The organism is Streptomyces violens (assembly GCF_000717745.1).
Lineage (GTDB): Bacteria > Actinomycetota > Actinomycetes > Streptomycetales > Streptomycetaceae > Streptomyces > Streptomyces violens.
Map to the genome: position 1 here is coordinate 241,942 of NZ_JOBH01000001.1, position 13,951 is coordinate 255,892.

The 13,951-nt window shown below is 72.7% G+C and carries 11 protein-coding genes; 6 read left to right on the top strand and 5 right to left on the bottom strand.

What is annotated here, in order from left to right:
• Positions 1-85 precede the first annotated feature (85 nt).
• Positions 86-1,018, bottom strand: coding sequence for a LysR family transcriptional regulator (locus IF04_RS0101115; RefSeq protein ID WP_051830549.1), 933 nt, complete (start codon positions 1,016-1,018; stop codon positions 86-88).
• Positions 1,019-1,199: 181 nt separating this feature from the next.
• Between IF04_RS0101115 and IF04_RS0101120 the strand changes: the two genes are divergently transcribed.
• From IF04_RS0101120 to IF04_RS0101130, 3 genes are read left to right on the top strand one after another with little or no spacing between them, the layout of a single operon-like run.
• The gene (locus tag IF04_RS0101120; protein WP_051830551.1) at positions 1,200-2,930 is read left to right on the top strand and encodes an amidohydrolase; all 1,731 of its coding nucleotides are present in this window, start codon (positions 1,200-1,202) and stop codon (positions 2,928-2,930) included.
• Positions 2,931-2,967: 37 nt separating this feature from the next.
• Positions 2,968-4,485, top strand: coding sequence for an aldehyde dehydrogenase (locus IF04_RS0101125; RefSeq protein ID WP_030249417.1), 1,518 nt, complete (start codon positions 2,968-2,970; stop codon positions 4,483-4,485).
• Positions 4,482-5,216 carry a gamma-glutamyl-gamma-aminobutyrate hydrolase family protein gene (locus IF04_RS0101130; protein ID WP_030249420.1) on the top strand — a complete coding sequence of 245 codons (735 nt, stop codon included), beginning with the start codon at positions 4,482-4,484 and terminating at the stop codon, positions 5,214-5,216. The genes IF04_RS0101125 and IF04_RS0101130 overlap by 4 nt, the downstream gene beginning before the upstream one ends.
• A gap of 4 nt (positions 5,217-5,220) precedes the next feature.
• Here the strand turns inward: IF04_RS0101130 and IF04_RS0101135 are convergent, their stop codons facing one another.
• Positions 5,221-5,793 (bottom strand): MarR family winged helix-turn-helix transcriptional regulator, encoded by a 573-nt coding sequence (locus IF04_RS0101135; protein ID WP_030249422.1) that lies wholly within the window; start codon positions 5,791-5,793, stop codon positions 5,221-5,223.
• A 205-nt stretch (positions 5,794-5,998) separates the two neighbouring features.
• Here IF04_RS0101135 and IF04_RS0101140 point away from each other — a divergent pair, with 205 nt between their 5' ends.
• Positions 5,999-7,495 (top strand): APC family permease, encoded by a 1,497-nt coding sequence (locus IF04_RS0101140; protein WP_037957933.1) that lies wholly within the window; start codon positions 5,999-6,001, stop codon positions 7,493-7,495.
• Between the two features lie 39 nt (positions 7,496-7,534).
• The gene (locus tag IF04_RS0101145; RefSeq protein WP_030249426.1) at positions 7,535-8,662 is read left to right on the top strand and encodes an MBL fold metallo-hydrolase; all 1,128 of its coding nucleotides are present in this window, start codon (positions 7,535-7,537) and stop codon (positions 8,660-8,662) included.
• Between the two features lie 24 nt (positions 8,663-8,686).
• Here IF04_RS0101145 and dusB read toward each other — a convergent pair whose 3' ends face one another.
• Together dusB and IF04_RS0101155 are read right to left on the bottom strand one after the other, a co-directional pair.
• Positions 8,687-9,826 (bottom strand): tRNA dihydrouridine synthase DusB, encoded by a 1,140-nt coding sequence (gene dusB / locus IF04_RS0101150; protein ID WP_030249428.1) that lies wholly within the window; start codon positions 9,824-9,826, stop codon positions 8,687-8,689.
• Between the two features lie 157 nt (positions 9,827-9,983).
• A complete protein-coding gene (locus tag IF04_RS0101155) occupies positions 9,984-10,895 on the bottom strand; it encodes a helix-turn-helix transcriptional regulator (protein ID WP_051830553.1) in 912 nt (303 codons plus the stop codon).
• Between the two features lie 100 nt (positions 10,896-10,995).
• Between IF04_RS0101155 and IF04_RS0101160 the strand changes: the two genes are divergently transcribed.
• A complete protein-coding gene (locus IF04_RS0101160; protein ID WP_030249430.1) occupies positions 10,996-12,450 on the top strand; it encodes an MFS transporter in 1,455 nt (484 codons plus the stop codon).
• A gap of 118 nt (positions 12,451-12,568) precedes the next feature.
• Here IF04_RS0101160 and IF04_RS0101165 read toward each other — a convergent pair whose 3' ends face one another.
• Positions 12,569-13,951, bottom strand: a complete 1,383-nt coding sequence (locus tag IF04_RS0101165) for a glycine--tRNA ligase (RefSeq protein WP_030249432.1) — start codon at positions 13,949-13,951, stop codon at positions 12,569-12,571.

Sequence of the window (13,951 nt, forward strand, 5' to 3'; positions counted from 1 at the left end):
GGGACGGGACTCCTGTCCTGCCCGCCCCCGGGACCACCCTCGCGCTCGCGCGGGTACCGCGTCCAACATCCAGTTCTGATCACATTCATCGCTGACTGTGCTCAATAGAAGGGTGCTCAAGGGAAGCGTGGTGCTCAAGGGAAGGCTGGTGCTCAATGGAAGCCAGCAGCGCCTGGGCCGCGGGCGAGAGCCGGCCGCTGCGGGGCACGGCGATGCCCACGTTCCACACCGTGTCGGCGGCGAGCGGTACCGAGGCGAGCCCGCGCGCCTGGTCCTTGTGCGTGACCGGGCGGGGCACCACCGCCACGCCCATCCCCCGCGCCACCAGGTCGAGGAGCGTGTAGACGTCGTTGACCTCCATCGCCACCGTGCGGCGCGTGCCCGCGGCGGCGAACAGCGCGTCGGCGGCCCGCCGGGCGCCCCAGTCGCGATGCAGGTCGACGAAGACCTCGCCGGCGAGCGCTTGAGGAGCGAGCGGGTCGCTGCCGGCGGCGAGCGGATGGTCCGGGCGGCACAGCAGCATCATCGGCTCGGTCGCCACGGGCCGGATGCGCACGCCCTCCTCATGCCCCTCGTACACGACGAACGCCAGGTCCAGGGCGCCGCGGCGGACCTCCCCCAGCAGGTGCGCCGAGCCGGACTGGACCATGTGGACCTCGACGCCCGGGTGGCGTCCGCGCAGGTCGGCCAGGAGCGAGACCGGGTCGACGATGCCCATGCACTGCTCGGTACCGACGGCGAGGGTGCCGGTGAACAGCCCGCGTACGGCCGCGACCGCCTCCCGCGCCGCCGCCGCACCGGCCAGCGTGCGGCGCGCCTCCACGAGGAAGGCCCGGCCCGCGGCGGTGAGCTGGACGCGGCGGGTGGTGCGGGCGAAGAGGTCGGCGCCGAGCTCACGCTCCAGAGCGCGTACCGAGGCGGACAGTCCGGACTGGGCGATGTGCAGCCGTTCGGCGGCGCGCGTGAAGTGCTGTTCCTCGGAGACCGCGACGAAGTGTTCCAGGTGCCTGAGTTCCACGATTAAGCACTGTAGGTGCTAGGGCCGTATGGCGGAACGGGTTGCGCATGACGCAGCGTACGACACTCGGCGCCCCACCAAAATCCCCCCGCCCTCTTGCGCCTCCCCCACACTTCCACATTAAGTTTGACCCCAAACGACTAGCCCAGTCAGCTGTCTCCGTCCTTCCTAAGGGGCTGCCGTGCCCGATCCCGCCGCTCCCGCCGACCTCACCGCTCCCGCCGATCTCGTCCTGCTCAACGGCCACGTCCTCACCCTCGACGCCGCGTTCCGTACGGCCGAGGCGGTCGCCGTGCGCGGCGGCGTCATCGCCGCCACCGGGACCACCGCCGAACTGCGCCCGCTCATCGGCCCGCGTACGGAGGTCGTCGACCTCGCCGGCGGCACCGTCCTCCCCGGCATCAACGACTCGCACCTCCACGGCTGCGCGTTCGGCGCCACCCGCCCGCCGCTCGCCGTCGACGTCTCGACCCCGGCCGTCTCCTCGATCGCGGACATCCGCGCGGCCGTACGCGCCCAGGCGGACCGGCAGCCGCCCGGGACCTGGATCTTCGGCAACGGCTGGGACATCGGCTACCTCGACGAGTGCCGCAAGGACCGCGCCCGCACGCCCACCCGCTGGGACCTGGACGAGATATCCCCCGACCACCCCGTTCTCCTGTACGAGTTCTCCGGGCACACCGCCTGGCTCAACTCCCGCGCCCTGCAGGCGGCGGGCATCACCGAGGACACCGGCGTACCGCCCGGCGGCGTCATCGAGCGCCGCGCCGACGGCGCCCTCACCGGCATCCTCCGCGAGAGCGCCCAGGAGCTGGTCAACACCGTCATCCCGCCCATGACCGAGGCGGCGCGCGAGGCCGCGATCCGGGCCGCGATCGACGTCTGCCACACCGAGGGCATCACCAGCTTCACCGAGCCGGGCCTCGGCCCCGGCGGCAAGAGCCTCTTCCTGGGCTCCGCCGACACCGCCACGCTGGAGGTGTACGCGCGTATGGCACGCGAGGGCGAACTCCGGGCCCGCGTCAGCGTCCTGCTCCTCCCCCTCGAAATGGGCGGCGCGGCCGCCGACCTCCCCGACCGCCTGGCCGCCCTCGAAGGACTCTGCGCCGGCGCCGACCCCCGCCTCCTCTCCGTCCTCGGCGTCAAGCTCTTCGCCGACGGGGTACCGCCCAGCCGTACGGCCTGGATGTCCGAGGAGTACGCGAACGGCGGCGGCCACGGCGGCCTCTGCCTGCACGGCCACACCGACACCCAGCGCGTCGGCGAACTCAACGCGATCGTCCGGCACGTCCACGCCGCGGGTCACCAACTCGGCGTCCACATCACCGGCGACGCGGGCATCGACGCCGTCGTGGACGCCTTCGCCGCCGCCCAGCTCGACCACCCGCGCCCGGACGCCCGCCACTACATCATCCATGGCGACTTCGCGTCCCCCGGCGCCCTGGCCACCCTCGCGAAGCACGGCTGGGGCGCCAACATGAACCCCGGCGTCAAGGACGCCATCGCCGACCTAATGGACGGCATCGTCGGCCCGGAACGCTCGGCGTACCAATGGCCCGTACGCAGCGCCGTCGACGCCGGCGTCCCCGTCACCGCCAGCTCCGACGCCCCCATCACCTACCCGAACTGGCGCGCCGGCGTCTCCTCCATGCTGCTCCGCCGCTCCAAGGCCACCGGCCGCCCCAGCGGCCCCGACCAGTGCGTAGACCTCCAAACGGCCCTCCGCGCCTACACCACCCACGCCGCCCACCAGGACTTCGCCGAATCCTGGAAAGGCACCCTCACCCCCGGCAAAGCCGCCGACCTCTGCGTCCTCGCAGGCGACCTCCTCCACACACCCCCAGAAGACATCCCGTCCCTCCCCATCACCATGACCGTCTTCAACGGCGAAATCGTCCACGACACCCGCTGACCGCCCAGCGGCAGCACCACCAGACAAGGAGGCCGCAATGGGCCCCACGCTCGACAGCAGTTACGAGGACTGGGTACGGGTCGCCGAGGGGGTCGTGCCGCCGGGGCGGCATCGGGTCGGGGGGCGGGAGGAGGGCGGGTCCGGGGCCGTGTTCGGCGTGGTCTCGCCGCGGGACGGTACGGAGCTCGCCGAGGTCGCCGACGCCGGGGCGAAGGAGGTGGATCTTGCCGTTGCCGCGGCTCGGCGGGCGTTCGACTCCGGGCCCTGGCCACGGCTCGCTCCGGCCGATCGGGGGCGTGTGCTGCTGCGGATCGCCGATCTCGTGGAAGAGCACCGGTCCGAGATCGCGGCGCTGATTTCGCTGGAGAACGGAAAGCCCGTCGCCGAGTCGTATGGCATCGAACTGCGGGCCGTTGCCGGGACGTTCCGGTGGTACGGGCAGCTCGCGGACAAGGTGTGCGATGAGGTGCCGCACACCGATCCCGGTGCGCTGGCGCTCGTCACGCGGGAGCCGGCCGGGGTGGTCGGGGCTGTCGTGCCGTGGAACTTTCCGCTCACGCTCGCCGCCTGGAAGATCGCCCCGGCGCTGGCCGCCGGCTGCACGGTCGTACTCAAGCCCTCCGAGCTGACCCCGCTCTCCACCCTGCTGCTGGGGCGGCTCGTCGACGAGGCCATGGAGGAGGCGGGGGTGCCGGGCGGCGTGCTGAACGTCGTCGCGGGCGACGGGCCGACCGCGGGCCGTGCGCTCGGCCTGCACCCGGACGTCGACGTGCTCGCCTTCACCGGCTCCACCGCCGTCGGCCGCCACTACCTGCGGTACGCCGCCGACTCCAACCTCAAGCGGGTCTGGCTGGAGCTGGGCGGCAAGTCGCCCAACATCGTGCTGCCCGACGCGCCGGACCTGGACGCCGCTGCCGCCACCGCCGCCTGGGGGATCTTCTTCAACCAGGGCGAGATGTGCACCGCGCCCTCCCGGCTGCTCGTGCACTCCTCGGTCGCGGAGCGGGTGACGGACGCGGTGGTCGAGCGCGCCGAAGCGCTGCGGGTCGGCGATCCGCTCGATCCGGCGACCGAGATGGGCGCGCTGGCGGGGGCCGCCCGGCTGGCCGCCGTACGCGGGCACATCGACGCGGCCCGCGCGGCCGGCGCCCGACTCCGTACCGGTGGCGCGCCGCTCGACCCGGCGCCCGTGCCCGGCGGTACGTACCTCCGGCCCACCGTCTTCGACCGGGTCACCCCCGACATGGCGGTGGCCCGCGAGGAGATCTTCGGGCCCGTGCTGTCCGTCCTCACCTTCGACACCGTCGAGGAGGCGGTGGCGCTGGCCAATGACACCGAGTACGGCCTGGCCGCCGGGGTGTGGACCGGCGATCTCCGCACCGCGCACACCGTCTCGCGCGCCCTGCGCGCCGGCACGGTCTGGGTCAACTGCTACGAGGAGGGCGATCTGACCGTCCCCTTCGGCGGCTACAAGCAGTCCGGCAACGGCCGCGACAAGTCCGCGCACGCGCTGGAGAAGTACACCGAACTCAAGACGACCTGGATTCAGTTGTGAGTACTCGCACGCATACGCCCACTCGTCCGCTGATCGCGTTGCCGCAGCGGTTCTCCGCTTCCACGTCCGCGCTGCGGTACGAGGCCGTGGTCACCGCGCGGGCGCTCGCCGATGCCGTACTGCGGGCCGGTGGCGAGCCGTTCATGATGCATCCGTACGCGCCCGAGGGGCGGGTGGACGAGGCGGAGGTCGCCGACCGGCTGGCGCGCTGCGACGGGGTGCTGCTGCCGGGCGGCGGGGATCTGACACCTCGGTGGTATTCGGAGGCGTCGGTGCACGAGAGCGTGTACGACGTGGACGAGGAGCAGGACGCGTTCGACCTGGCGGTCGCCCGGCACGCGCTGGCGGCCGGGCTGCCCGTGCTCGCCGTCTGCCGCGGGCTGCAGGCCGTGAACGTCGCGCTGGGCGGCACGCTGCGGCAGGACATGGGCGGCCCTGACCGGGAGCACCGGCACGTCGTGCATCCCGTACGGCTGGAGAGCGGGTCGGCCGTGGCCCGTGCGGCCGGTACCGAGCGGGTGGACGCGTCCTGCTTCCACCACCAGTGCGTGGACCGGCTGGGCGACGGGCTGGTGGTGACCGGCCGGGCGGCGGACGGGACGGTCGAGGCGCTGGAACTGCCGGACGGGCGGGGCTGGTTCGCCGCCGTGCAGTGGCACCCGGAGGACACGGCGGCGAAGGACCCGGCACAGCAAGGGCTGTTCGACGCGCTGGTGGCGGCCGCCTCGTAGCGCGCTACCCCCGCGCCCGCCGCCCACTTCTCCGTGGCCTCGGGTCCGCCCCGCCCAGCAGATCCAGGCGGCGCTGTTCGCCGTCCGTCTCGACGCGGACGACGATCCGGCGCAGCAGGTCGGCCAGTTGGCGGGCCTCGGCGTCGCTGAGGTCGTCGGTGACGAAGGCCTCCTCGGCGTTGAACTGGGGAAAGAGCTCCGCCATCAGTTCCTCGCCCGCCGGGGTGAGGGAGAGCAGTGCGAGGCGGCCGTCGGTCGGGTGGCCGCTGCGTTCCATGAGGCCGCGGCTCTGGAGCGTGCGGGCGACGCCGGTGAGCGTGCCCTTGGAGATGCCGGCCTCCTCGGCGACCCGCCGGGTCTCCATCTCGCCCCAGATCCACACCACCCACAGCACCACGAAGGAGGTCCAGGTCAGCTCGGCGCCGCGCAGTACCGAGTTCTCGAAGTGCTGCCGGACCGCGGCGGCGGCGCGGTAGATGTTGCCCACCGCGGCCATCTGCGCGTGCCGGATGGGCGTTTCACCGAGCTTGGCCTGTACCGCCTTCTCCGTGTCCCCGATGGAACGGTGGCCGGTCACCACAGCTTCTCCCGCATCTCCCCACACCTTCCTGCGAACCCGCCCGGACCCTTGCCGGGGGTCGTTTGTGGTCGTACGATCTCCCGCATCTGAACCCGTACGGGCTCAAACGATATCGCGGCGACGCCTGCTCCCCCGCCGCCCTCCCGTACGCCCGCGCCGCACGCACGCTCGCGCCCCATCATCCCCGCCCCAGGAGCCCGGCATGGCCATCGACCCACGCGCTCCCGCCGCCCGCCCGTCGGGCGCGGCACCGCCCGCGACCCCCTCGCCCCGCATCGGCGTCCCCGGCATCGTCTTCTTCATCATCGCCGCCTCGGCGCCGCTCACCGTCGCGGCCGGCGGCATCCCGCAGTCCCTCGGCGTCACCGGCGTCCTCGGCATCCCGCTGCTCTACCTGCTGATCGCGGCCCTGCTCGCGGTCTTCAGCGTGGGCTACGCCGCGATGAGCCGGCACATCACCGGCGCCGGCGCCTTCTACGCGTACGCGGCGCACGGCATCGGCCGCACCGCGGGCGTCGCCGCCGCCTTCGTCGCGCTGGTCTCGTACAACGCGATGCAGGTCGGCATCGCCGGGCTCTTCGGCGCCACCACCGCCGACTTCCTCAAGGCCCGCACCGGCCTGGACGTCCCCTGGTGGGCACTGGTGCTGGCCGCGACGGCGCTGGTCGGGGCGCTGGGCTACCGGCGGATCGACGTGGGCGTGAAAGTACTCGCCGTACTGATCGTCATCGAGTCCGGGACCGTGCTGGTCTTCGACATCGCACAGTTCGGGCACGCCCCGCAGGGCGTCTCGCTCGCCCCGCTCACCTGGCACGCCGCCACCGACGGTGCGCTCGGCGTCGCGCTGTGCTGCATCTTCGCCGCCTTCATGGGCTTCGAGTCGGCCGCGCTGTACGGCGAGGAGTGCAAGGACCCGCGGCGCACGATCGGCCGCGCGACCTACACCGCGGTCGCGCTCATCGGCGTCTTCTACGCCGGCACGGCCTGGGCGATGATCAGCGGCGCCGGGGACGGGCGCGCGGTGCGCTACGCCGCCGCGCACGGCCCGGAGATGATGTTCGCGCTCGGTGCGGACAGCCTCGGCCCGCTCTTCTCCGACCTGGCACAACTCTTCCTGATCACCTCCCTGATCGCCGCGCTGCTCTCCTTCCACAACGCGGTGGCCCGGTACGTGCGTTCCCTGGGCCGGGAGGGCGTACTGCCGCGCGGGCTCGGCGCACTGCACCCCCGGTACGCCTCCCCCGCCCGCGGCTCGCTCGTACAGACCGCGGTAACAGTGGCCGTGACCGCCCTCTTCGCGCTCGCCGGGCGCGACCCGGTGGACGACGTCTTCACCTGGCTCACCAACCTCGGCGCGCTGGGCGTCATCCTGCTGCTGCTCGTCACATCGGTGGCGGTGATCTGCTACTTCGCGCGCCGGGGCGGCCGCAGTACGGACGGCCGTACGGAGGAAGGGACGTGGCAGCGACTGATCGCGCCCGCGCTCTCGGCCGTCGCCCTCGCCGTGATCTTCTACCTCGCGCTCACCACGTTCCAGGTCCAGCTCGGCGTCGGCCCCGGCAACCCACTGCGCTGGATCCTCCCCTGCCTGGTCATCGTGGCCGCCGTGCTGGGCATCGCCTGGGCCCGTTACCTGCGTGCCGCGCGCCCCGCCGCGTACGCCACGATCGGCACCTGCGCCACGGACGACAGGCCCTGATCACAGCCCCCTTCCCCTTCCCCTCCGAGGAGTTCACCTGTGCCCGAGAAGCCGACTGCCGGAGGGCCGCTGTCCCGCCGCCGCCTCCTCGCCGCCACCGGCGCCGCCACGCTCGCCGGCGGAACCGCAGCCCTGGGAGCGACCCCTGCGTCCGCCACGTCCCGCATCCGCCCGCTCGACGGCCCCCGCCTCGTCCTCCTCGGTACCGCGGCGGGCCCGCCCCCGGAGAGGACCCGGCGCGGCATCGCCAGCGCGCTCGTCGTCGACGGTCGTACGTATGTGATCGACTGCGGCCGCTCGGCCGTGACCCAGTACCAGCTCGCCGGCCTGAAGCTGGCGGACCTCACGTCGATCTTCCTGACGCATCTGCACGCCGACCACATCGCCGACTACTACAACTTCTTCCTGCTCGGCGCGCAGCTCTCCAACGACGAGGACGACCTGATCACCGAGCCGGTGGACGTGTACGGGCCGGGCCCGGCCGGCGCCCTGCCGCCCGCCTTCGACAACGACGACCCGCCGGTCGTCGCGCCGCACCACCCCACCCCGGGCCTGAAGCGGCTGACGGAGAAGCAGATCGAGGCGTTCGCGTACAGCACCAACGTCTTCATCCGGGACTCCGGCATCGCGGACCCCCGCACCCTCGTCCGCACCCACGAGATCGAGCTGCCGGAGGGCACGGGCGCGCACCCGCTCGGCCCGACCGCGCCGCCGATGGAGCCGTTCGAGGTGGCGGACGACGGGACGGTCCGGGTGACGGCGATCCTGGTGGACCACGGGCCGGTGTTCCCGTCGTACGCGTTCCGGTTCGACACCGCGTACGGGTCGGTGGTCTTCTCCGGCGACACGGTCAAGCACGACAACGTCGTACGGATCGCCCGGGGCGCCGACCTCCTCGTGCACGAGGTGATGGACGCGGACTTCTACCGCAAGGCCGGGCTGCCGCCGGCCTATCTGGACCACATGCTGCAGTCGCACACCGACGTCACCGAGGTCGGCCCGATCGCCGAGGCCGCGGGCGTCGACACCCTCGTACTGAGCCACATCTGCCCCGCCGACCCGAAAAACGTCTCCTCGGCGGAGTGGCGCCGCCGCGCGGGCAAGGGCTTCTCGGGCCGGGTCATCGCGGGCGAGGACCTGCAGCAGATACCGCTGCGGAGGCGGTGACCGCACCGCGGCGGCCCGGCCGCGTCAGCCGCCCGACGTGTCCAGCTCCGCGTCCGCGCCCACGCCCGCGCAGTCGTACGGGTCGTCCAGCCAGCCGTCCGGGAGGACGACCTTGTTGCGGCCCGAGGTGCGGCCGCGGGGGCCGTCGGCGCCGGCCGGCCAGGGCTGGTCGAGGTCCAGCTCGGCGAGGTGGTCGGCGAGCTCGGCGAGGGAGGAGGAGACGGCGAGCTTGCGGCGCATCTCCGAGCCGACGGCGAAGCCCTTGGTGTACCAGGCGACGTGCTTGCGGAAGTCGATCACGCCGCGCGCCTCGTCGCCCAGCCACTCGCCGAGGAGCGTCGCGTGCCGGACCATGACCTCGGCGACCTCCTTCATGGTCGGCCGCGCGTAGTCCTCCTCGCGGCCCTCGAAGGCGGCCACCAGGTCGCCGAAGAGCCAGGGGCGGCCGAGGCAGCCGCGGCCGACGACCACGCCGTCGCAGCCGGTCTCGCGCATCATCCGCAGCGCGTCGTCGGCGGACCAGATGTCGCCGTTGCCGAGCACGGGGATGTCGCTGACCGCGCCGACGTGCTCCTTCAGGCGCGCGATGGCGTCCCAGTCGGCGGTGCCGCCGTAGTGCTGGGCGGCAGTGCGGCCGTGCAGCGCGACCGCCGTCACGCCCTCCTCGACGGCGATCCGGCCGGCGTCGAGGTAGGTCATGTGGTCGTCGTCGATGCCCTTGCGCATCTTGATCGTGACGGGCAGCGAGCCGGCGTTGCCGACCGCCTCGCGCAGGATCGAGCGCAGCAGATTGCGCTTGTACGGGAGGGCCGAGCCGCCGCCCTTGCGCGTCACCTTCGGGACCGGGCAGCCGAAGTTCAGGTCGATGTGGTCGGCCAGGTCCTCCTCCGCGATCATGCGGACGGCCTTGCCGACGGTGTCCGGGTCGACCCCGTACAGCTGGATCGAGCGCGGCTTCTCGCTCGCGTCGAAGTGGATCAGCTGCATGGTCTTCTCGTTGCGCTCGACCAGCGCCCGCGTCGTGATCATCTCGCTGACGAAGAGGCCCTTGCCGCCCGAGAACTCCCGGCACAGGGTCCGGAAGGGCGCGTTGGTGATCCCGGCCATCGGCGCGAGGACCACCGGGGGCTGCACACTGTGCGGGCCGATCTGCAGCGAGGACATGTGAGCGGATTCCTTCGACGGGTACGAGGGGTACGGCCTCCCATTGTCCCGCACCCGGGAAGTGAGTCGTCCCTGCGGCCGCCCGCGCCCCGTCAGGGGCGCGGGGAACTGCGCGAGCAACCACGACGGCGGGTCGGTCGGCAACGGCCGCAAACCCCTACGGCGAGCCGCCGCAGTCGGCCTCGGCCCCCTCCGCGGCCTTCGCCGCCACCGCCAGCTCCCGCAGCCGTTCCAGCCGCTCCCGCGACGCCTCGTCCTGCGGCGAGTACACCGTCACCCGGATGCCCTCCCGCGCGCCGACGTACATCGGGGTGTTGGCCACCCGCACCAGCCCGACCTCCGGGCTCTCGAACGTCTTGGTCTTCGCCCGGGCGCACAGCACCTCGTGCCGGTCCCAGAGCTCCCGGAACTCCGGCGAGGCCTGCTGCAGCCGCTTGAGCAGCGCCTTCCAGGCGGGCTCCGCGACATGCTCGGCCATCGCGGCACGGAAACGGGCCGTCATCTGGCTGAGCGTCTTCTCGAGGTCGGGCACGGCGGCCCGCCACTCGGGGTGCGTGAAGGTGAGCCACAGACAGTTGCGGTCCTGCGGCTCCAGCGCGTCGAGGTCGGTCAGCAGCCGCCCGTACGTGCGGTTGTACGCGAGGATGTCGTACCGCCGGTTCTGCACGCAGGCCGGGAACGGCTCCAGCTGCGCCAGCACCTGCCGCAGCTCCGGCGAGACCACCGCGCACTCGCCGCCGGGCGCCGGGTCGACCGCGTCGGCGAGCGCGAAGAGATGCGTACGCTCGCTGGCATCGAAGAGCAGCGCCCGCGCCACCGCGTCCAGCACCTGCGCCGAGACATGGATGTCCCGGGCCTGTTCGAGCCAGGTGTACCAAGTGACCCCGACCGCGGCGAGCTGCGCGACCTCCTCGCGGCGCAGCCCGGGGGTGCGCCGCCGCGGGCCGCGCGGCAGGCCGACCCGCTCGGGCGTGATGCGTTCGCGGCGGCTGCGCAGGAACGCGGCCAGCTCGTGCCGGCGGACCCGGGCGGCGTCGCGGGCGGGCGCGGGGAGGGCGGTGACGGTCATGCGTCCAGGGTGGCGCACCGCCGAGCCGGTTGCCAGGTAGTGCCGGTACCAGGATGAGCACACTCTGGTACCCGGCTGGGCGCTGCCGGATCGTCGCAGTGTGAGCACCACGACAACCACACCGGATCCCATCGCCCCCGACCAGAACCACACACCCGGAAGGGCCGCCCCCGCCGCCCATCTGTCCGCGTTCGGCCTGGCCACCCTCCTCCTGGGCGCCGCGCTGCCCATCACCGACTTCTTCATCGTGAACGTCGCGCTGCCCTCCATCGAGCACGATCTGCGGGCCGGGCCCGCCATGGTGGAGATGGTCGCGGCGGCCTACGCCATGGCGTACGCCGTGCTGCTCGTCCTCGGCGGCCGGCTCGGCGACACGTACGGCAGGCGGCGGCTCTTCCTGTGGGGCGCGGCCGCCTTCGGCCTGACCTCGCTGGCCTGCGGCCTGGCGCCGGACGCCTGGACGCTGGTCGCGGCGCGGGCCGCGCAGGGCGCGGCGTCCGCGGTGATGCTGCCGCAGGTGCTGGCCACCATCCACGCGACCACGTCCGGCGAGCGGCGCGGCCGGGCGCTCGGCCTGTACGGCGCGATGGGCGGCGCCGCCGCAGTGGCCGGGCAACTGCTCGGCGGGCTGCTGGTCTCCGCCGATCTGCTGGGCACCGGCTGGCGCGCGATCTTCCTGGTGAACGTGCCGGTGGTGGCGGCCGTCCTGGTGCTGGGCCGGTTCTCGGTACCGGACAGCCGGGCGGCGCGCCCGTCCCGCGGCGACCGGGCCGGCACGGTCCTCTTCGCGCTCGCCCTGGTCGCGCTGCTGCTGCCGCTGACCGAGGGCCGGGCGGCCGGCGGCCCACTGTGGTCCTGGCTGCTGCTGGCCGCCGCACCCCTGCTGGCCTGGGCGTTCTACGCGGTCGAGCGGCGGGCCGAGCGCAGCGGCGGTGCCCCGCTGCTGCCGCCGTCCCTGCTGCGCGAGCCGGGGGTGCGGCGCGGGCTGGCCGTCGCCGTGCCGCTCTTCGCCGGGTTCGGCGGCTTCATGTTCGTGCTGGCGATTTCGCTCCAGCAGGGGCTGGGGCTGTCGCCCGTGGTGGCGGGCGCCGCGGTGGCACCGATGAGCGTGGCGTACCTGCTCACGTCCCTGTGGGGTCCCCGGCTGGCACCCCGGCTGGGCAGCCGGGTGCTGACGGCCGGCGCGGTGGTCCACGCCGTGGGGCTGGCCCTGCTCGCCGGGACCGTCCTCACCCGCTGGCCGGACCTGGACCCGGTCTCCCTGGCCCCCGCGATGGCCGTCATCGGCGCCGGCCAGGGCTTCCAGCTCCCGACGTACTTCCGGGTGATGCTCGCCTCCGTACCGCCGGAGCGCGCGGGCGCGGGCAGCGGCCTCTCGGTCACCGCCCAGCAGACCTGCCTCGCCCTCGGCGTCGCGACGATCGGCTCGGTGTACTTGGCCCTCGTCCCGTCGGCCGGCGTACGCAACGCCCTGCTCATCGCACTCGCCGTCCAGTTCGCCGGCCTCCTGGCCATGACGGCCCTGTCCCTGCGCCTGCCGCGCGCCCTGCACTGAAAAACGCAGTTCCCCGCGCCCCTTGAGGGGCGCGGGGAACTGCGCGCTCAGTCAGAGCGGCGGGCCACCTCCGCTACGGAGGCGCGGCCCCACCCCGGGGGCCCGGAAAACCGCTGGGTCAGCAGCCCAGCAGACGCCCACCCAGGTAAGACTGGATCTGATCCAGAGAGACCCGCTCCTGCTTCATCGTGTCGCGCTCGCGCACGGTCACGGCATTGTCGTCGAGGGTGTCGAAGTCGACCGTGACGCAGAACGGCGTGCCGATCTCGTCCTGGCGGCGGTAGCGGCGGCCGATCGCGCCCGCGTCGTCGAAGTCGATGTTCCAGTTCTTGCGCAGGTCCGCCGCGAGGCCCTTGGCCTTCGGGGAGAGCTGCGGGTTCCGGGACAGCGGCAGGACGGCGACCTTGACCGGCGACAGGCGCGGGTCGAGGCGCAGGACGGTGCGCTTCTCCATCTTGCCCTTGGCGTTGGGCGCCTCGTCCTCGGTGAACGCGTCGAGCATGAAGGCGAGCATCGCGCGGCCGACACCGGCCGCGGGCTCGATGACGTACGGGACGTACCGCTCGCCGGCCTCCTGGTCGAAGTACGACAGGTCCTGGCCGGACGCCTTGGAGTGCGAGGAGAGGTCGTAGTCCGTGCGGTTCGCGACACCCTCCAGCTCGCCCCACTCCGAGCCGCCGAACTGGAAGCGGTACTCGATGTCAGCGGTGCGCTTGGAGTAGTGCGAGAGCTTCTCGGCGGGGTGCTCGTACCAGCGGATGTTCTCCTCGCGGATGCCGAGGTCGCGGTACCAGTTCCAGCGTTGCTCCATCCAGTACTCGTGCCACTGCTCGTCCTCGCCCGGCTTGACGAAGAACTCCATCTCCATCTGCTCGAACTCGCGGGTGCGGAAGATGAAGTTGCCCGGCGTGATCTCGTTCCGGAACGACTTGCCCATCTGGGCGATGCCGAACGGGGGCTTCTTCCGCGAGGTCTGCTGGACCTGGGCGAAGTTGGTGAAGATGCCCTGGGCGGTCTCGGGGCGGAGGTACGCGACCGAGCCGGAGTCCTGGGTCGGGCCGAGGTGCGTGGAGAGCAGGCCGGAGAACTGCTTGGGCTCGGTGAAGCCGCCCTTGTTGCCGCAGTGCGGGCAGTTGATGTCGGCCATGCCGTTGGCGGGCAGGTGGCCGTGCTTGGCCTCGTACGCCTCTTCCAGGTGGTCCGCGCGGAACCGCTTGTGGCAGGAGGTGCACTCGGTCAGCGGGTCGGTGAAGGTCGCGACGTGACCGGACGCGACCCAGACCTCGGAAGCCAGGATGACGGACGAGTCGAGACCGACCACGTCGTCGCGGGAGGTGACCATGTTGCGCCACCACTGGCGCTTGATGTTCTCCTTGAGCTCGACTCCCAGCGGCCCGTAATCCCAGGCGGCTCGCTGGCCGCCGTAGATCTCGCTACACGGGTATACGAAGCCACGGCGCTTGCTCAGGCTGACGATGGTGTCGATCTTGTCGGCGGCCAC